Source organism: Streptococcus nasisuis, from assembly GCF_040836615.1.
Classification (GTDB): domain Bacteria; phylum Bacillota; class Bacilli; order Lactobacillales; family Streptococcaceae; genus Streptococcus; species Streptococcus suis_V.
The window spans coordinates 1640029-1659197 of the sequence record NZ_CP162268.1 but is presented as its reverse complement, the minus strand read 5'-3'; the positions used below and the strand labels follow the sequence as shown (position 1 = coordinate 1659197).

19 protein-coding genes and 1 pseudogene are annotated in these 19169 nt (G+C 43.0%); 16 read left to right on the top strand and 4 right to left on the bottom strand.

Features of this window, described 5'->3' with window-relative positions; translation table 11 throughout:
* The first annotated feature begins 11 nt into the window (after positions 1-11).
* The 7 genes from AB1F57_RS08355 to AB1F57_RS08325 all read left to right on the top strand — a co-directional run bounded on the left by AB1F57_RS08355 (position 12) and on the right by AB1F57_RS08325 (position 9231).
* Positions 12-1673 carry a hypothetical protein gene (locus AB1F57_RS08355; RefSeq protein WP_167785454.1) on the top strand — a complete coding sequence of 554 codons (1662 nt, stop codon included), beginning with the start codon at positions 12-14 and terminating at the stop codon, positions 1671-1673.
* Between the two features lie 19 nt (positions 1674-1692).
* Positions 1693-2823 (top strand): glycerate kinase, encoded by a 1131-nt coding sequence (locus tag AB1F57_RS08350; protein WP_167785455.1) that lies wholly within the window; start codon positions 1693-1695, stop codon positions 2821-2823.
* A 65-nt stretch (positions 2824-2888) separates the two neighbouring features.
* Positions 2889-3608, top strand: coding sequence for an O-methyltransferase (locus AB1F57_RS08345; protein ID WP_167785456.1), 720 nt, complete (start codon positions 2889-2891; stop codon positions 3606-3608).
* Between the two features lie 53 nt (positions 3609-3661).
* Positions 3662-4615 (top strand): peptidylprolyl isomerase, encoded by a 954-nt coding sequence (locus AB1F57_RS08340; protein ID WP_170242698.1) that lies wholly within the window; start codon positions 3662-3664, stop codon positions 4613-4615.
* A 294-nt stretch (positions 4616-4909) separates the two neighbouring features.
* Positions 4910-5395, top strand: coding sequence for an LURP-one-related family protein (locus tag AB1F57_RS08335; protein WP_105137896.1), 486 nt, complete (start codon positions 4910-4912; stop codon positions 5393-5395).
* A 166-nt stretch (positions 5396-5561) separates the two neighbouring features.
* On the top strand, positions 5562-8180 hold the full coding sequence (gene alaS / locus AB1F57_RS08330; protein WP_170239552.1) for an alanine--tRNA ligase: 2619 nt from the start codon (positions 5562-5564) through the stop codon (positions 8178-8180).
* A 205-nt stretch (positions 8181-8385) separates the two neighbouring features.
* Entirely contained in the window at positions 8386-9231 is an 846-nt protein-coding gene (locus AB1F57_RS08325; RefSeq protein ID WP_367985612.1) for an IS630 family transposase, read from the top strand.
* A gap of 8 nt (positions 9232-9239) precedes the next feature.
* On the opposite strand, the pseudogene AB1F57_RS08320 reads toward AB1F57_RS08325, so the two are convergent.
* A pseudogene (locus AB1F57_RS08320) lies at positions 9240-10489 on the bottom strand (ISL3 family transposase); the annotation flags it as partial.
* A gap of 139 nt (positions 10490-10628) precedes the next feature.
* Here AB1F57_RS08320 and AB1F57_RS08315 point away from each other — a divergent pair.
* The 9 genes from AB1F57_RS08315 to AB1F57_RS08275 all read left to right on the top strand — a co-directional run bounded on the left by AB1F57_RS08315 (position 10629) and on the right by AB1F57_RS08275 (position 15486).
* The gene (locus AB1F57_RS08315; protein ID WP_367985611.1) at positions 10629-11471 is read left to right on the top strand and encodes a carbohydrate kinase family protein; all 843 of its coding nucleotides are present in this window, start codon (positions 10629-10631) and stop codon (positions 11469-11471) included.
* 202 nt (positions 11472-11673) lie between these two features.
* Positions 11674-11871: a hypothetical protein gene (locus AB1F57_RS08310; RefSeq protein WP_170239564.1), complete on the top strand. Its 198-nt coding sequence runs from the start codon at positions 11674-11676 to the stop codon at positions 11869-11871.
* Complete coding sequence (locus AB1F57_RS08305; RefSeq protein ID WP_249339140.1) at positions 11868-12071, top strand: hypothetical protein; 204 nt, start codon at positions 11868-11870, stop codon at positions 12069-12071. The genes AB1F57_RS08310 and AB1F57_RS08305 overlap by 4 nt, the downstream gene beginning before the upstream one ends.
* A 152-nt stretch (positions 12072-12223) precedes the next feature.
* A complete protein-coding gene (locus tag AB1F57_RS08300; RefSeq protein ID WP_170239563.1) occupies positions 12224-12778 on the top strand; it encodes a DUF3267 domain-containing protein in 555 nt (184 codons plus the stop codon).
* A 12-nt stretch (positions 12779-12790) separates the two neighbouring features.
* Positions 12791-13006, top strand: a complete 216-nt coding sequence (locus tag AB1F57_RS08295) for a helix-turn-helix transcriptional regulator (protein ID WP_105122181.1) — start codon at positions 12791-12793, stop codon at positions 13004-13006.
* A complete protein-coding gene (locus tag AB1F57_RS08290; RefSeq protein WP_170239562.1) occupies positions 13003-13761 on the top strand; it encodes a DUF3169 family protein in 759 nt (252 codons plus the stop codon). Before AB1F57_RS08295 ends, AB1F57_RS08290 begins: the two co-directional genes overlap by 4 nt.
* 21 nt (positions 13762-13782) lie before the next feature.
* Positions 13783-14466, top strand: coding sequence for a type II CAAX endopeptidase family protein (locus AB1F57_RS08285; protein WP_161498000.1), 684 nt, complete (start codon positions 13783-13785; stop codon positions 14464-14466).
* Positions 14467-14480: 14 nt separating this feature from the next.
* Positions 14481-14798: a LapA family protein gene (locus AB1F57_RS08280; RefSeq protein ID WP_167785464.1), complete on the top strand. Its 318-nt coding sequence runs from the start codon at positions 14481-14483 to the stop codon at positions 14796-14798.
* A gap of 10 nt (positions 14799-14808) precedes the next feature.
* Positions 14809-15486, top strand: a complete 678-nt coding sequence (locus AB1F57_RS08275; protein ID WP_105137888.1) for a type II CAAX endopeptidase family protein — start codon at positions 14809-14811, stop codon at positions 15484-15486.
* A gap of 40 nt (positions 15487-15526) precedes the next feature.
* Here the strand turns inward: AB1F57_RS08275 and nrdF are convergent, their stop codons facing one another.
* The 3 genes from nrdF to nrdH all read right to left on the bottom strand — a co-directional run bounded on the left by nrdF (position 15527) and on the right by nrdH (position 19084).
* Positions 15527-16486: a class 1b ribonucleoside-diphosphate reductase subunit beta gene (gene nrdF, locus AB1F57_RS08270; RefSeq protein WP_167785465.1), complete on the bottom strand. Its 960-nt coding sequence runs from the start codon at positions 16484-16486 to the stop codon at positions 15527-15529.
* A 190-nt stretch (positions 16487-16676) separates the two neighbouring features.
* Positions 16677-18836, bottom strand: a complete 2160-nt coding sequence (nrdE, locus tag AB1F57_RS08265; protein WP_105110321.1) for a class 1b ribonucleoside-diphosphate reductase subunit alpha — start codon at positions 18834-18836, stop codon at positions 16677-16679.
* A 29-nt stretch (positions 18837-18865) separates the two neighbouring features.
* Positions 18866-19084: a glutaredoxin-like protein NrdH gene (gene nrdH / locus AB1F57_RS08260; RefSeq protein ID WP_105101028.1), complete on the bottom strand. Its 219-nt coding sequence runs from the start codon at positions 19082-19084 to the stop codon at positions 18866-18868.
* Between the last annotated feature and the right edge of the window lie 85 nt (positions 19085-19169).

Below are 19169 nucleotides of genomic sequence, written 5' to 3'. Positions count from 1 at the left end.
AGGATATTTCTATGAAAAGACAATTGATTGGATTAGCCTGGCTGGTTCTTGTGCTAGAAATGGCTATATACTACTGGTACAATCTACCAGCTTTCAACATTTGGAGCCTGGGTTTTTGGTTCTTCTTGCTCCAATCACTGGGGCTGGTCTGGTTGATACTGATCTTCTCGTCCGCAGGCGGTATGGTCCAGAAGGTGACAAAAATCTCTGGACGCAATCGTTCTGTTGACACCTATCAGCTCAAGCCCAACGGGCTACCTAGCTATCTGCGTTGGTTCGGTCGCCTGCTGCTGGGGATTGTCCTTGTCTTAACCCTGCTTGGTGCTCTCAATACTCGCATTTTCCGTGCCAAGGACTATGCTGGTGTCATCACGGTTCAGGATGCGGATTTCAAGGTGGATTTCCCAGAGACAGATATTTCTCGACTGGCTCTCCTGGATCGGGCATCAGCTGAGAAGATTGGAGATACCTATCTAGGCACCATTGACAAAGTTTCTCAGTTCGGTATTTCGGATGATTACCGCCAGATTACCATTGGCCAGCAACCTTTTCGCGTGTCGCCTTTGGAATATAAGTCTTTTTGGAAATGGCTGAGCAACCACCAAGATGGGATTGGCTACTATGTCAAGGTCAACCAGACGACAGGAAAAGCAGAGCTTGCCAAGCTGGCACAGGCCATGCATTTCTCCGATTCAGAATATTGGTTCAATGATACCAAGCGTCATCTGCGAATTCAATATCCGACCACGATTTTTGGCAATCCCTCCTTTGAAGTTGACGACCAGGGCAACCCCTACTATATTGCTACGATCTATCAACCGAAATTCGGTCTGTCATCCAATGACCCAACAGGTGCTATCGTACTAGATGCCGTTACAGGAGAAAGCAAGCGGTATAGCTTAGCTGACATTCCAGAATGGGTGGACCGTGTCTACTCTGCCGAAAATGTCATCAGTCGTGTTGATGACCATTATACTTATCAAAATGGTTTCTGGAATACGGTCTTTAGCCAAACCGGCGTTAAAAATACGACTGACAGCTACAACTATATTTCAATCGGTTCGGATATCTATCTCTACACAGGGATTACTTCAGCTACAGCAGATTCATCTAACCTGGGCTTTATTCTAGTCAATATGCGGACCCGTGATATAACCAACTACAAGCTAGCATCAGCAACCGAGACAGCCGCCCAAGAATCGGCTGAAGGAGAAGTCCAAGAAAAAGGCTACCAAGCAACGGCACCAAGTCTGGTCAAGCTAGCCGACACCGCCTACTACCTGGTTTCTCTCAAGGACGATGCCGGTCTAGTAAAATCCTATGCCCTGGTCGATGCCGAAGATTACCAGCAGGTGACAGTTAACAATGACGTGGCGACCTTGATTTCTCAGGTATCCGGGGCAGATGCCTCTAGCTTGTCCGGTCTGGCAAGCACAGCAGATGGACAAGAGGCAGCAGAGCTCGAGACTGTCTCTGGTAAAATCGAGGCCTTGGGTAGTCAGATGATTGCTGGCTCAACGGTCTACTATATCCAGTCGGAAGGCAAGATTTATAAGGTCAAGGCGACGGAAGACAGTACAGACAAGTTACCATTTATCAAAGTCGGCGATAACTTTACCGGTCAGCTGGATAAGAAGAATTACTTGATTCAATTCCAAGTCGAAAATGAGTAGATGCTCGGAGGACAGCTAGATGCATGTTTTGATTGCGCCAGATTCTTTTAAGGAATCCTTGGCCGCTCCAGATGTGGCTTGGGTTATAAAAAATGGATTTTCAAAGGTATTTCCAGAGGCCTCCTACGATTTGATGCCGCTTGGAGATGGAGGAGAGGGGACACTGGATAGCTTGGTGCATAGTTTGGGATTAAACAGGCAATCAACCCAGGTTACCGGTCCTTTTGGGGAGAACATTCAGGTTCAATATGCGGTAAAAGGAAGTTTGGCCATGTTTGAAATGGCTGAGCTTGTGGGTCTGGCTTCTATTCCAATAGAAAGTCGGGCTCCATTACAGATTCAGACCAGAGGACTGGGGGAGCTCATTGTCCATCTGGTTGAGGCCGGTATGGAGCGAATTATGATTGGAGTGGGTGGTTCCGCTAGTCATGATGGTGGAATGGGCATGGCGGCTGGCTTGGGATTTCAATTCTTCGATAAGAATGGTCAGGAGTTGGAGCCGATAGGGGCCAATTTGGGCAAGGTGGTCAGCTATTCAAAACCCGATACAGGATTTGATAGTGCTGCTATTCAGATTGATTTAATCACTGATGTGACCAATCCCTTGTGCGGGCAGAATGGGGCGACCTATGTATTTGCAGCTCAAAAAGGATTGGCACCGGAAAGGTTTGCCCAAGTTGATCAGGAGATGCACGATTTTTATCAGCTCGTTAATCCTGATTTGATTGAAAAGGAAGGAGCTGGTGCGGGCGGCGGTATGGCTGCAGGGCTCTGTACCTTTGCCGGCGCTACAATTCATTCGGGTATTGACTTTGTGCTGGACCAGCTGGATTTTGAAAAACGTGCTAGCCAGGCTAATCTGGTGATAGTTGGTGAAGGCCGTCTGGATCGACAGAGTCTTTCTGGTAAGACTCCGATTGGTGTTGCCCGCCGGGTCAAGCAGGGAGTACCTGTTGTTGCTATATGTGGTAGTCTTGCGGACGATTTGCCTGATTTTCCTTTTGAAAATATCTGCGCCGCATTTCCCATTATCTCTAAACTAGCGAGCTTAGAGGAGTCGCTGGCTTTAGCGGAAGTGAACCTGGAAAGAACAGCTGAACAAATAGCACGCATTCTGAAAATATCACAAGCATGGAAAGATGGGCTCTAGCCTGTCTTTTTCTTGTGAAATAGCTATTCTTGACCGAATTTCGGGCGTGTGATATACTTGGAAACATGGTACAATCATACTCAGAAAACGCAAACCACAATATGCGCCGGCCTGTTGTCAAGGAAGAAATTGTGGACTTTATGCGGACACGTCAGGCGCAGAATAGAGGATTTTTGAAAGAGCTCGAAGTCTTTGCTCAGAAGGAAAATATTCCGATCATCCCACATGAGACGGTAGCCTTTTTCCGCCTGCTCTTGCAGACCCTGCAACCGCAGAATATTCTTGAAATTGGTACAGCAATCGGCTTTTCGGCCCTTTTGATGGCTGAAAATAGTCCAAATGCTCAGATTACGACTATTGATCGCAACGAGGAAATGATTGGTCTAGCCAAAGAAAATTTTGCCAAGTATGATAGTCGCAAGCAGATTTCCTTGCTGGAAGGGGAGGCCATGGAGTTACTTCCAACTCTGGCCGATGACCAGTATGACTTTGTTTTCATGGATTCTGCCAAGTCCAAATATATCGTTTTCTTGCCTGAAGTTCTGAAGAAGGTTAAGCTGGGGGGTATCATTGTCATCGATGATATTTTCCAGGGAGGCGATGTGGCTAAGGACATCATGGAAGTGCGTCGTGGTCAGCGGACCATTTACAAGGGCTTACAGAAACTCTTCAATGCGACCTTGGATAATCCAGATTTGACAGCCAGTCTTGTTTCACTTAGTGATGGGCTCCTGATGCTCCGTAAAAATTTGGAAAATGTTGAGCTGAATCTAGATGATATTTAAGAATTTTATGGTATAATGGATGGGTTAAAGAAAGAAGGAGTGTTAATTTTCGAATGAAATCAAGAAAAATTATTGCTGGTGCGGTAACATTGTTAGCAGCAGTTACCCTAGCAGCTTGTACTTCATCAACTGATAAGGATATTGTCAGCCTAAAAGGGCAAACCATTACTGTTTCGGAATTCTATGACGAAGTAAAAAACAATCCAAATGCACAGCAGGTTCTCTTGTCTATGCTGATTACAGAAGTATTTGAAGAAAAGTACGGAGACAAGGTATCAGACAAGGAAGTCACTGAGGCTTTTGATAAAATGGCAGATCAGTATGGTGATTCATTCCAGCAGGCCCTGGCATCAGCTGGCTTGAATACAGAGAGCTATAAGCAACAAATCCGTACCAATAAATTGGTTAAGTATGCTGTTAAACAGGCAGCAGAAAAAGAGTTGACAGATGACAACTATAAGGCTACCTATGAAAACTATACGCCAGAAGTAACGGCGCGTGTCATCCAATTGACAGACGAAGCTAAGGCGAAAGAAATCTTGGCAAAAGCCCAGGAAGACGGTGCTGATTTCGCCCAATTGGCTAAGGATAATTCAGCAGACAGCAAGACTAAGGACAAGGGTGGAGAAGTCAAGTTTGACTCTACTTCAACAGAAGTGCCAACAGAAGTTCAACAAGCAGTCTTTGCACTTGACAATGGCCAAGTTGGCGCGTCTATCGTCCCTGTGGTTGACCCGACAACTGTTACAACAAGTTACTATGTTGTAAAATTGGAAAGCAAAACTGAAAAAGCAAAAGATTGGAAAGAATACAAAGACAAGTTGAAAGAAGTCATTCTTACAGCTAAGCAAAACGATGCAGCCTTCATTTCGACTGTTGTTTCAGAAGAGTTGAAAGCAGCTAACGTTAAGGTCAAAGACCCAGCCTTCCAAAACATTCTTTCTCAGTATCTTCCATCTGAAGTTAATTCATCTTCAACAGACGCTTCATCAAGCTCTGAAGAATAGGAAGATGAAAATAAATAATCTATCGAGAATGGATGGTTATCCACTCAGTTCAGAAAATTGGCGGTCGCTGCGAGCCATCTGAGTAAATCATCTTGCTACTCGTTAGCACAATTGAATATTGAGAACCTGTATCCAGAGCTCAGTACCTTAGTACCTTAGTACCTTAGTACCTTAGTCGAGGTTAGCTACCTGTGAATACAGATTCTGAATGAAGAATGACAAGTCATTGAATGAAGGTGGTACCGCGGTTTTTCGCCCTTCGTTTGGTTTCTTGTCATTTTTTTGGAGGTTATTATGAAAGAATTTCTTGTGAAACAACGGTTCACCTTTGGTGGAGAAAAATTCGATATTCAGGATAGTCAGGGCAATTTAGCCTATCAGGTCCAGGGTTCTTTCCTGGAAATTCCCAAACGGTTCACTATTGTAAACAGCCAAGGCCAGGAAATCAGTCAGATAACTAAGAAATTTCTGACCTGGCTACCTCAATTTACCATTGACATGGCCAGCGGGCATTCCTTTTATCTGAAACAGAAATTGACTTTCTTTAGAGATAAATATTCGGTGGAAAATCTGGGGCTAGCTCTTGAGGGCAATATCTGGGATTTGGATTTTCGACTGCGGACGGCCGACGGTCAGCTGGTAGCTGAAATCTCCAAAGAACTTTTTCACCTAACTTCTCATTATTCGGTTAAAGTTTACCACGACGACTATGCTAATTTAGTTATTTCCCTAGTCATCGCCATTGACTATGTGGAGATGCTGGAATCTGCATCAAGCTAAACATCATTAAACAAACAAAAAATGAAAGGAATGGTTCAGTTAATCAGTCTAACTGAACTCGCCCGGAACGGAAGGTTCGGAAAAAAATAAACTGTCTAGGAAGTAAGGATTCCCTGCCAGTTTCCTATTTTTCAGTCGCCTTCTAATCGGGCTTGGCATCTTAAATATGAAACAATTATCTTCTGCACAAATTCGCCAAATGTGGCTGGATTTCTGGAAATCAAAAGACCACTCTGTTGAACCTTCAGCAAACCTTGTACCTGTCAACGATCCGACACTTCTTTGGATTAACTCAGGTGTGGCAACTCTCAAGAAATACTTTGACGGATCTGTCATCCCTGAAAATCCACGGATTACAAATGCCCAAAAATCAATCCGCACCAACGATATTGAAAACGTTGGTAAGACAGCCCGTCACCACACCATGTTTGAAATGCTTGGTAACTTCTCTATTGGGGATTATTTCCGTGATGAAGCGATTGAGTGGGGCTATGAGCTCTTGACGAGCCCAGAATGGTTTGCCTTTCCAAAAGACAAGCTCTACATGACCTACTATCCAGATGACAAGGATTCCTACAACCGCTGGATTGCACTTGGTGTAGACCCAAGTCACCTCATTCCACTCGAGGATAATTTCTGGGAAATTGGTGCGGGACCTTCTGGACCAGATACGGAAATTTTCTTCGACCGTGGTACAGATTTTGATCCTGAAAACATTGGCATTCGTTTGCTGGAAGAAGACATTGAAAACGACCGTTATATCGAGATTTGGAACATCGTATTGTCACAATTCAACGCTGATCCTGCTGTTCCTCGTTCTGAGTACAAGGAATTGCCAAACAAAAATATTGATACGGGTGCAGGTTTGGAGCGTTTGGCAGCTATTTTCCAAGGGGCTAAAACCAACTTTGAAACTGACCTTTTCTTGCCAATCATCCGTGAAGTGGAGAAATTGTCTGGTAAGACCTACGACCAAGATGGCGACAACATGAGCTTCAAGGTCATTGCTGACCATATCCGTGCTCTTTCGTTTGCTATCGGTGATGGTGCCCTTCCAGGAAATGAAGGCCGTGGCTACGTTCTTCGTCGTCTCCTCCGTCGTGCCGTTATGCACGGTCGTCGCTTGGGCATCAATGAGCCATTCTTGTACAAATTGGTGGTGACAGTTGGTCACATTATGGAAAGCTACTACCCAGAAGTCCTTGAAAAACGTGACTTTATCGAGAAAATCGTGAAGCGTGAGGAAGAAACCTTTGCCCGCACTATTGATGCTGGTACAGGTCATTTGGAGGACCTCTTGGCTGACTTGAAAGTAGCTGGTGAGGACACGCTTGAAGGTAAAGATATCTTCAAACTCTACGATACTTACGGTTTCCCTGTAGAATTGACCGAGGAATTGGCTGAGGATGCTGGCTACAAGATTGACCATGCAGGCTTCGAGGCTGCCATGAAGGAGCAGCAAGACCGCGCTCGTGCGGCCGTTGTCAAAGGTGGCTCAATGGGTATGCAAAATGAAACCCTTACTGGCATCACAGAAAGCTCAGAATTTATCTATGGTGCAACGGCACTAGAAGCTAATTTATCAGTCATCGTCGCAGACAATGAGCGGACAGAAGCAGTGTCAGAAGGTCAAGCCCTCCTTGTCTTTGACCAAACACCATTCTATGCTGAAATGGGTGGTCAGGTTGCCGACCGTGGTGTGATTAAAAATGCTTCAGGCGACGTCGTTGCCAAGGTTGTCGACGTGCAAAAAGCGCCAAATGGTCAACCACTTCACACAGTTGAAGTATTGGCAAGTCTATCTGCTGGTACAAGCTACACTCTTGAAATCGACAGCACCCGTCGTTATAAAATTGAGAAAAACCACACGGCAACTCACTTGCTCCATGCAGCCCTTCACAATGTCATCGGTGAACACGCTACGCAGGCTGGTTCCCTCAATGAAGAAGGTTTCCTCCGCTTTGACTTTACTCACTTCGAGGCAGTGACAGCTGAAGAACTCCGTTGCATTGAAAATGAAGTCAATGAGAAAATCTGGGAGGCTATCGACGTGGTGACCGTTGAAACAGATGTAGACACGGCTAAGGAAATGGGAGCTATGGCTCTTTTCGGTGAGAAATACGGTAAGGTTGTTCGTGTCGTGACCATCAGTGATTATTCTATCGAGCTTTGTGGTGGTACCCATGTTGGCAATACAGCTGAAATCGGTCTCTTCAAGATTGTTAAAGAAGAGGGAATCGGTTCTGGTACCCGTCGTATTTTAGCGGTGACAGGCAAGGAAGCTTTCTTAGCTCTTCGTGATCGCGAGGATGCTCTCAAAGCTGTTGCGCAGACTCTTAAGGTGCCACAAATCGACCAAGTGCCGACAAAAGTGGAGGCACTGGCTGCGGAGCTCCGCGATTTGCAAAAAGAAAATGCTAGTCTGAAAGAAAAAGCAGCGGCAGCAGCTGCTGGAGATATCTTCAAAGATGTTAAAGTGGCAGATGGTGTCCGCTACATTGCTAGCCAGGTCCAAGTTTCAGATGCAGGTGCCCTTCGGACCTTTGCGGACAACTGGAAGCAGAAAGACTACTCTGATGTGCTAGTACTTGTGGCGGCTATCGGTGATAAGGTCAATGTCCTTGTGGCAAGCAAGTCAGCGGACGTTCATGCTGGCAACCTCATCAAGGTGCTGGCGCCAATCGTAGCTGGTCGTGGTGGCGGTAAGCCCGACATGGCCATGGCAGGAGGTTCAGATGCGTCTAAGATTGCAGACTTGTTGAAGGCTGTCGCTAAAAATTTGTAACATTCTCAAACTCTCTTATCTCTGGATAGGGGAGTTTTTGTGCTATACTATCTCTAAAGCGGAGGTTTTGCTATGGGAAAATGTTTGGTAATCGGTTCGACCGTTTGTGATGTGATGATTTATGGCTCTTTGTCAACTGTAGTGGGTAGATGAAAAGCTATAGCACAATGAAACAAAAACAGTACATTTGTGGTATAATGTACTTATGGCATATTCATTAGATTTTCGTAAAAAAGTTCTCGCATACTGTCAGAAAACCGGCAGTATTACTGAAGCATCTGTTGTTTTCGATATTTCACGCAACACCATCTATCAATGGCTAAAATTAATGGAGACTACTGGCGAGCTTCATCACCAAGTTAAGGGAACCAAACCAAGAAAAGTTGATAGAGAAAAATTAAAGAACTATCTTGAAGCTCATCCAGATGCTTTTTTGACTGAAATAGCTTCTGAATTTGGCTGTCATCCAACAGCTATTCATTACGCTCTCAAAGCTATGGGATATACTCGAAAAAAGAGCTGTACCTACTATGAACAAGACCCTGAGAAAGTAAATCAGTTCCTTAAAGAATTTAATAACTTAAGTCACTTGACACCTGTTTATATTGACGAGACAGGGTTTGAGACATATTTTCATCGAGAATATGGTCGATCTTTGAAAGGTCAGTTGATCACAGGTCAGGTCTCTGGAAGAAGATTCCAGCGGCTATCTTTAGTCGCAGGTCTTATAAACGGTGAGATTATAGCCCCAATGACCTACAGAGAAACCATGACGAGTGACTTTTTCGAAGCTTGGTTTAAAACATTCTTACTACCCACTTTAGATAGACCATCTGTTATCATTATGGACAATGCAAGGTTTCATCGGATGAGTAAGCTAAAAGAGTTATGCAAGGAGCAGGGTCATAGACTTTTACCACTTCCTCCTTACTCACCTGAGTATAATCCCATTGAGAAAACATGGGCTCAAATGAAAAAACACCTCAGAAAAGTATTGCCAAATTGTGATACTTTTCTTGAGGCACTTTTGTCCTGCTCTTGTTTCAATTGACTATAACACCTAGAGAGGACGAACTTCGTTCTCTCTTTCTTTATGTTCAAAGCAATCAAAATCCGTTTTTTAAAATTTTCATCTTCCTGAAACCAAAGGCATTTCTCTTAATGACTTTGATGAGATTATTGGTAGCTTCCAGTTTGGCGTTGGAATAGGGCAATTCTAGGGCATTCAAAACTTTGTCTTTATCCTTTAGAAATGTCTTAAATACCGTCTGGAAAATAGGATTAACAGTGGCTATTTCCTGTTCGATGAGACTGAAGAAATGATCTGAGTTTTTCTCTTGGAAATGGAACAAGAGAAATTGATAGAGTTGATAGTGTTGTCGTAGTTCCTCTGAAAAAGACAGTAGTTTTTCTAGGATTTCCTTATTAGTCAAATGCATGCGAAACATAGGGCGATAAAATCGTTTATCGCTGAGTTTACGGCTATCTTGTTGTATCAATTTCCAGTAGCGTTTCAAAGCACGGTATTCGTGCGATTTTCTGTCGAATTGATTCATAATTTGAATACGGACACGGTTCATAGCACGGCTAAGGTGTTGTACGATATGAAAGCGATCAAGGACGATTTTGGCATGCGGAAAAAGCTGTTTAGCCAATTGGTAGTATGGGCTATACATGTCCATAGTGATGACTTTAACGCGGTTTCTAACCTTTCTAGGATAGCGTAGAAAGTGGTTTCGGATGGTTGCTTGAGTTCTTCCGTCAAGGATAGTAATGACGTTTAGGGAGTTGAAATCTTGTGCGATAAAGCTCATCTTCCCCTTCTTAAAGCCATATTCATCCCAGCTCATCACCTCAGGTAAGATATTCCAATCTGTTTCAAACTTGAACTCATTAAGCTTTCGACTAACTGATGATGTTGAGATAGATAGCCTGTGTGCAATATGTGTCATTGCTTGATTTTCGATGAGTAACTGGGCGATTTTCTGGTTAACAGCGACAGAGATTTGGTGGTTCTTCTTGACAAGAGGAGTTTCAGCGACAGCCATTTTTCCGCAATCTTTACACTTGAACCGACGCTTTTTAAAGCGGATGAGGAGTGGATAACCAGCAGTTTCTAGGTAGGGGATTTTGGAGGCTTTTTGGAAATCGTATTTAGCCATTTGTCCCTTACAAGAAGGACATTTAGGGGCTGTGTAATCCAAGTGACCATGTAGTTCTAAGTGAGTTCCCATATCATATTCATCAGTGATAAGGATATTTTTGTCTTTAATTCTGAGAAAATTTGTGATAAAATTTAGTTGTTCCATATGAGCCTTTCTAATGTGAGTTTGGTTGCTTTTCATTATAGGTCATATGGGACTTTTTGTATATACTTAAAAAGCTCCATAATCTCCACGGTGGTTTTACCCACTACAGAAATTATAGAGCCTGATTTATCTGGATCAGTTGCCGGGGCGGCAAGGCGATGCGCATATTGACAAACAGGTCCTGTCTCTGGGCGGTTGTGCTTTCAATGTGGTCAATATCCTACACCACATGGATGTGGACTATGATTTCATTTCACCGGTAGGGACGGGCATTTACGGTCATTTTGTCAGGAATGAGCTGGAAAAAATTGGAATTGAACCACGGGTTTTAGTGGAAGGAGCCAACGGCTGTTGTTACTGCTTTATCGAAAGCGACGGAGAACGGACCTTTCTGTCCGACCATGGTGTGGAATACCATTTTGACCCTACTTGGCTGGACCAGTTGGATTTATCGGAGTACGATTATGCTTACGTTTGTGGTTTAGAAGTGGAGGAAGAAACAGGTCAGGCATTAGTGGACAGTTTGGAAACTATTCCTGCCCAGCTCATTTTTGCGCCGGGACCGCGAGGACATCTGATAGATAAGCAGCGCATGGAGCAAGTCTTGGATTTGTCTCCTATCCTCCATGTCAATGAGCAAGAGGCTTTGACATTATCAGGTCAAACTGACATCAGGCAGGCTGTGCAGACCTTAAATGAACGCACCGGGCAAGCGCTGGTAGTAACCAGAGGAGAGGCTGGAGCTTTGGCCTACGATGGACAATGGCATGAGCAAAGGTCTTATCCAGCGCAAGTGGTAGACGCGGTGGGAGCGGGGGATAGTCATGTTGGCGCTCTATTGGCAGGATTAGCTAGTGGAAAATCCTTGGACCAGTTGCTCGACTTTGCCAATCGTGTCGCCAGTTATATTGTGGCCAATCCCGGCGTACACCTGCTTTCATCAACCTATGAGGATTTAAGAAAGTATTTATCAGAATTATAAATTCGAGCCCATTTGGGCTTTTTTGCTTGTCTAATTGCCCATTATCAGCTACATTTTGACTATCTTCATAAACTTTTTGACAATTTTTATTATTTTTTTGACAAATATACTTGTCAAAAAGAAAAAGAAGTGTTACAATGATATCAAGATGAGAGATGAAAGTGAAATCATCAAACAAGTTCAAATGAGAAGGAGTCGACAAATGGAAAATAAGATTGTTATTACTGGAAAAACTGTTGCTCGATTTGTAGAAATTCTATCTATACTATTATTAGTTTATATGCTCCTTTCAGATATGCTGGGTTGGAGCGATATGGGCACAGCACTGATGACTACTCTAATTGCTTCAATTGCTTGTATCGAAGTAAGTTTACAAATGGAGAAAAAAGAAGAAAAATGAACAAGACAGTTAAAAATGGAATGAAAGTTTTTCTACTTTTCTTCGTACTCTTTTTGATCAATATTCTGGTTTTCAAAGTTCTAGCCTTGCTAGGATTTGACTTTAGTTTGACGGAGATGAGTTATCTCTTTCCTCCTTTGTTGGCGACACTGGTGTTAGTTCTGCAATTTAACAAAAAGAAAAATAGTGACAAAAACTAGAAAAAGATAGGAGAAACTTTATGAAACGATACATTTCAGCAGATATGGCAGCGATTATGATTACAGGGGCAACTATATTCGGCTTACTGATTGGAGTTGCTCTAGGACTATATAGTTTAGTCTAGCTTGTAGGTAAATGAAGGAGAAGAAAAATGGAAGCGAAAAAGAAATTATATGAAGTAGATGTTAGAAGCGATAAGAGGTTAGCAGCAAGATTATATGTAACTACAGTTTTATTAGTGTTTCCGTTCTTTTGGCTATTTGGATTTATAGCTTCTAAAGTTGAGCTTCAAAATGTTATGAATGAGATGCAATTCATTGAAGCACTATTTGTTTTACTAATGCTTACTATCATTCATGAATGGATTCATGGACTGTTTTTTAAAATTTTTTGTCCCAAAAATCCTGTCAAATATGGAATTAAATGGAAAACCGGGATGGCTTATGCAATCAGTCCCAACTCCCTTTATAACCGTTTTCAAACAGTTGTAATTGCCCTTGCCCCCTTCGTTCTGATTAGTTTGGGGTTGACAGCATCTGCAATGTTTGGTTGGCTTGACAAAGGGGCTTATCAGATTCTAGCAACCATGCATGCAGCAGCTTGTATTGGGGATTTCTATTATACCTATTTACTGATGGCAAAATTCAAAAAAGTGGTGGTAGAAATAGCTGTAACAGAAAAAGGCTTGATTATCTACCAAGCCTAGAAAGGAAAATTTATGGAATATGTCTTAAAAAATCGGCTCAAGGAGTTGCGGGCACGGGATAGCCTCAACCAGACTGAGTTGGCAAAATTAGCAGAAGTTTCGCGGCAGACCATTAGCTTGATTGAGCGGGGAGAATACACACCCTCGGTGGTCATTGCCATGCGAATTGCACAAATTTTTAACGAGAATGTGGAGAATGTCTTTCAATTAGTGGAGGTAGAGGGATGAAGAAAGAAAAATCAAAAAATAGTCTTCTCAGATTGGGTAAACAACTGGGTATTGGTGCTTTAATTGGTGCGCCTATAGGTTTTTTAATTGGATTTTTTGACTTATTAGATCATCCTTTGCAACTACCCTTCCAAACTATCCTTGATATAGCTAGCGGAGTGCTCTTGTTCATGACACTTGTTTCCTTATTGGCACAGCTTTATTATTTTATAAAAGCAGAAAAGAACTATAAAATATATAAGGATTTAGCTGATGACGATGAGCGAATTGATGAACTATATCGAGTACTGAGTTTAGACTACTCGTACGCATTGACATTTACAGGTCTTATGTCAGTTTTGGGAATGGTCAGTTTGATGCTCAATTTTAAATTGGATATTTCTTATAATGGGTTATTTATATTCTTTTCAATTTGGCCATTTGTTGTCTTGGTTTACACCACCGTTATGCAAATGTTGCTGATGAAACGGCACAATAAGATAAAAGGTATTAAGGCGCCTCTTGTGCCAACCTTGAAGGAAGTAAAGGCTAACGTTTTAGGGTTGGATGAGGCAGAATTGCAGGCAAACTACAAAATGTCTTTTGAAATCGTGATGAACTTGAGCAGTATGATTTTACCGGGGATTTATCTATTTTGTTTTGCTCTTTCAGCTATTCAAGGAGAAGTAGAATTGACAGGCCTCTTGATTGCAGGAGGTATTCATATCTATATTATGGTCATGCAGTTAAAAATGGCAAAAAATTATTATAAATAATATAGAAAAAAGGAGATTGCGATGAAAATTAAAGAATGGAATATGGTGAAAAATTGGCCCTATATTTTATGGTTTCTCTTGGCTTTTGCATTAAATATCAGTGCGACCTTTGTTTTAGTTCGGTTGGACAATTACCAAGGGCTCAATCTAGTCTGGGCAAGCGCTGCCTTGCTGGTAGTGACAGGTTTGGAAATCTTCTTAGCAGGTAAAGCGAAGTTACTTTCGAAATTTTGGCAGGACGGTTTTCTCAAGATGTTGGCCTATGTAGGCCTTGGATTTATTGCAGTTTTTGCTGTTAAAATCATAGCAGGCATTGTCATGCAATTGTCGGGTGAAGGGCTCAACACAGTCAATCAGCAAGCCATTGAAGATATGGGATTTCCTCCGATTATCTTGTTTTTATTGACATCTATTTTTGCTCCTATTGTCGAGGAAATCGTCTTCCGAGGCTTTATCATGGGCAAAATCTTTGGCAAGGAATCTATCTTCGGTCTCATCTTATCCAGTCTACTCTTTGGTCTTATGCACGCTCCGACAGGGCTTGGTTCTTGGATTATGTATGGAGGCATGGGGCTGGTGCTAGGTCTCATTTACCGCCTAGGCAAACGCTTGGAGTACAGCATGCTGGTGCATTTCATCAACAATATCATCGGATTTTTGCTCATGCTTTTGATGCAGATGCTCATGAATGGTTCATTAGGATAAGTCGGAGGTGCAGTATGGAGTATGTTGCCCTTGCAGCGGTTGTTTTCTTGTATATATCTTATTTTTCCTATGCTGGAAAAGTCAAGAAATTGGCCAAACAGATCAAGAAACTCAAAAGACAGATAAATGGAGGAAATGTCATGTCAAAAATGGTGGAAGAATTGGTTGGTACTACAGTTCATGTAGTCTTTGAAGATGGGATTGGACAGGATTTTACGATTGAGGCCTGCGATGAGGATTGGGTCAAGCTCAGTCAGACAGGCAAGGCCGGTAAGACCACGACTCGATTGGTCAGACTGGATGCTATTGCTGAATTTAGAAAAGTAGATTAGGGGGTTATCTATGTTAAAATTTATCAAACACTTAGGCTTGATAGTGCTTTATTTCCTAGCAAGCCAGGTCACCAGCAGCTTTATCTCGCTGGGCATCTTCAAGGACCAACTAGCAGCAGAGCTACCAGCTCCAATTGTGGAACAAGCAGTCTGGATTAGCGGCATTATCGGCATCGTGCTGACCACAATCCTCGCTGTGGTCCTCTGGAAGGTCGTCTATCCACGCAAGACCATTGCCTACACCGTCGAAAGCAGCTGGTTCCACAAGCTACACTGGCCTATTCTGGTCTACCTGGTCTATTTTGTCATTCAGTTTCTCATTCCTGTAGAGGAAAGCCAAAACCAGATGATAGTGGTGCAGTTTGTTTCTGCTTACCCCATTCTTGCTTTTTTCTCCGTAGTGGTATTTGCCCCTATCCTGGAAGAATTGATTTTCCGTGGTTTTCTGGCCACCTATTTCTTCCCGAAAATGCAGAGCATGAAAACAGTGGGGATTTACTTGATTGTGTCAGGGATTTTGTTCAGCCTACCACACGGACCTGCAACCATTCCGCAGTTCTTGATTTACTTTACAATGGGAGTCAATCTGGGATGGATTTTCTTGCTCAAACGAGATATCCGCTATTCAATGGCGCTCCATTTTGTCAACAATCTGATTGCCTACGGCATGATATTGGTTGGGGTATAGAAAAAAAAGCAGTGGTCGACTGCTTTTTTATTTATCTATTTTACAAACCATAAAGGTAATCATCATCCTTCATGGCCTCTACTTCACCGAGCAGATAGCCGTTACCAACTTGAGAGAAGAAGTCGTGGTTGGATGTACCGGTCGAAATACCGTTCATGATGATTGGATTGACATCATCCGCTGAATCTGGGAAGAGTGGGTCTTGTCCCATGTTCATGAGGGCTTTATTGGCGTTGTAGCGTAGGAAGGTCAAAACTTCCTCAGTCCAACCAACGCTATCATAGAGCGAACGAGTGTAGCCTTCTTCATTTTCATAAAGCTGATAGAGCAGGTCGTACATCCAGTCGCGGAGCTTGTCTTGCTCCTCTTCGGTCAATTCATTGAAACCGAGCTGGAATTTATAGCCGATATAGGTACCGTGGACAGATTCGTCACGGATAATCAACTTGATAATTTCAGCAACGTTGGCCAGCTTGTTATTTCCAAGATAGTAGAGCGGAGTGAAGAAACCAGAATAGAAAAGGAAGGTCTCTAAAAATACGCTGGCTACTTTCTTCTCGAGCGCTGTGCCATTTTCATAAATTTCGTTGATGATTTTAGCCTTGTGTTGCAGGTATTCATTGCTGTTGGTCCATTCAAAAATTTCGTCAATCTCTGACTTGGTGTTAAGAGTGGAGAAGATAGAAGAGTAGGACTTGGCGTGAACAGACTCCATGAATTGGATGTTGTTGTAAACAGCCTCTTCGTGTGGTGTCCTCACATCTTGGCGGAGGGCTTGAACACCTGTTTCAGATTGAAGGGTATCCAAGAGTGTCAGACCACCAAAGACCTTGCCAACCAGGTCTTTCTCTTCGGCAGTCAATTTGCGCCAGTCATCTAAGTCATTGGACAAAGGGATACGCGTGTCGAGCCAAAATTGCTCGGTCAATTTTTCCCAGGTTGATTTATCAATGACATCTTCAATGGCATTCCAGTTTATGGCTTTGTAGTAGGTTTCCATATTTCTCTCTTTCTTTTCTAGAAATATCTACACTATTGTATCATATTTTTTGCTAAAAAACGCCCCAAGGACGTTCATTAGATTGCTTTGTTTGCAAGCAGCACAATTTGACGTATGGTAACTAGCTAATCCGCTCATAGCGGTTGGCGTAGATTAGGTAGTTGGCTTGCCAACAGCTAATCTTGCTACGTTAAATTACACAACTTTCACATTGGTTTGATCCGATTTCTTCTCCGTCGTCGGTGAAGGTGCGGATGTAGTAGATAGACTTGATGCCTTTGTTGAAGGCGTAGTTGCGCAGGATAGAGAGGTCACGGGTTGTCTGCTTGTTCTCATTTTTCCACTCGTAAAGCTCTTTTGGCAATTCGCTGCGGAGGAAGAGGGTCAGTGACAAACCTTGGTCGACGTGCTCAGTAGCAGCAGCGTAGACATCAATCACCTTGCGCATATCCATGTCGTAGGCTGATTTGTAGAACGGAATAGTTTCCGTTGCCAAGCCTGCTGCTGGATAGTAGATTTTACCGATTTTCTTCTCTTGACGTTCTTCAATCCGTTGAGTAATTGGGTGGATGGAAGCAGAGACATCATTGATATAGGAAATAGAGCCATTTGGTGCAACTGCCAAGCGGTTTTGGTGGTAGAGACCGTCTGCCATCACCTTATCACGCAGGTCAGCCCAATCTTGTCCGCTTGGAATGAAAATACCTTGGAACAATTCTTTAACACGGTCAGATTGTGGTTGGTAGTCGCCTGTCACATACTTATCGAAATAAGTGCCGTCTGCGTATTTTGAGTTTTCAAAGTTATCAAAAGTCGCCTTGCGTTCGCGTGCAATGTTGTTTGATTCTACCAAAGTCCAGTAGTTGAGGAGCATGAAGTAGATATTGGTAAATTCAACGGCTGTTTTTGAACCGTAGTCCACCAAGTTTTGCGCCAAGTAAGAATGAAGTCCCATGGCACCCAAACCAATCGAATGTGCACGCTCATTACCTGCCTCAATCGAAGGCACAGCAGAAATGTGCGAATGGTCAGTAACATAGGTCAAGGCGCGTGTCATAGCACGAACAGAACGACCAAAGTCAGGTGATTTCATGAGGTTAACAATGTTGGTTGAACCCAAGTTACATGAAACGTCAGTACCCATTGTCAAATATTCTTGCGAATCGTTGATGACGCTCGGTGTCTGGATTTGCAGGATTTCTGAGCAAAGGTTGGACATGATGATTTTGCCGTCAACTGGATTGCTGCGGTTGGCCGTGTCAATGTTGATGACGTACGGATAGCCTGATTCTTGTTGGAGTTTTGAAATTTCTGTCTCCAAATCGCGGGCCTTGATTTTTGTCTTACGAATGCGAGGGTTGGCCACCAACTCGTCATATTTAGCTGTAATGTCCAAATAGCTGAATGGCACGCCGTATTCTAGCTCAACAGAGTAAGGGCTGAATAGGTACATGTCCTCATTTTTACGAGCCAATTCGTAGAATTTGTCAGGAACAGTGATGCCGAGAGAAAGGGTTTTAACACGAACTTTCTCATCCGCATTTTCCTTCTTAGTCGAAAGGAAGGCGATAATATCTGGGTGGAAAACATCCAAGTAAACCACACCGGCACCTTGACGCTGACCAAGCTGGTTGGAATAAGAGAAACTATCTTCAAAAAGTTTCATAACTGGAACGACACCAGATGCAGCTCCTTCATATCCCTTGATAGGAGCGCCAGCCTCGCGCAGGTTGCTGAGGGAGATACCGACACCGCCACCGATACGGGATAATTGCAGAGCAGAGTTGATAGAACGACCGATAGAGTTCATGTCGTCTGTTACTTGAAGCAAGAAACAGGATACCAATTCACCACGGCGAGCACGACCAGCATTGAGGAAGGAAGGAGTTGCAGGCTGGTAACGCAGGTGGATCATCTCGTTTGCCAAATCCAAGGCCAATTCTTCGTCACCTTCCGCAAAATAGAGGGCGTTGAAGAGGACGCGGTCCTCCATGCTTTCCAGATAGTAAGCACCGTCGTTTGTCTTGAGGGCATACTGGTTATAAAACTTGTAGGCTGCCATGAAAGACTTAAATTGGAAGTTCTGGTCTTTCAAAAATTGGTCAATTTTAATGAGAAATTCTGGGCTGTACTGCTCCAAAAATTCTTTTTCTAAATAATTTTCCTCGACAAGATAGTTGATTTTATCCAAAATGCTATCGAATTGCTTGCTGTTAGGGATAACATTTTCCTTGAAAAAGGCTTTAAGGGCCTCCTGATCCTTGTGGAGGGGGATTTGCCCATTGACAGGACGGTTGATTTCGTTATTTAAACGGAAGTAGGACACATCGCCCAAATCTTTCAAACTCATAGTCGCAATCTCTTTCTATAATAGGGTTCTTATACTAAGGCTTTTAATTTTGCAGGTTGGAAACCAGAGAAAACGTCGTTTTCGGTTTCAATCACTGGGGCTGCTGAGAAACCAAGTCCTTTGACGTGGTCAATAAATTCTGGCTGCTCATCCAGGTTGATTTCCTTGTATTCCACACCGTGTTGGTCTAGGAATTTCTTAGACATCTTGCACTGTACACAATCATTTTTTGAATAGATAGTAACCATTCGATTTCTCCTTTGTTGACAAGGAAATTGCATAATTTCCTTCAAATTTACCAATCTAGAATACAAGATTTTGGGGTTAAAGTCA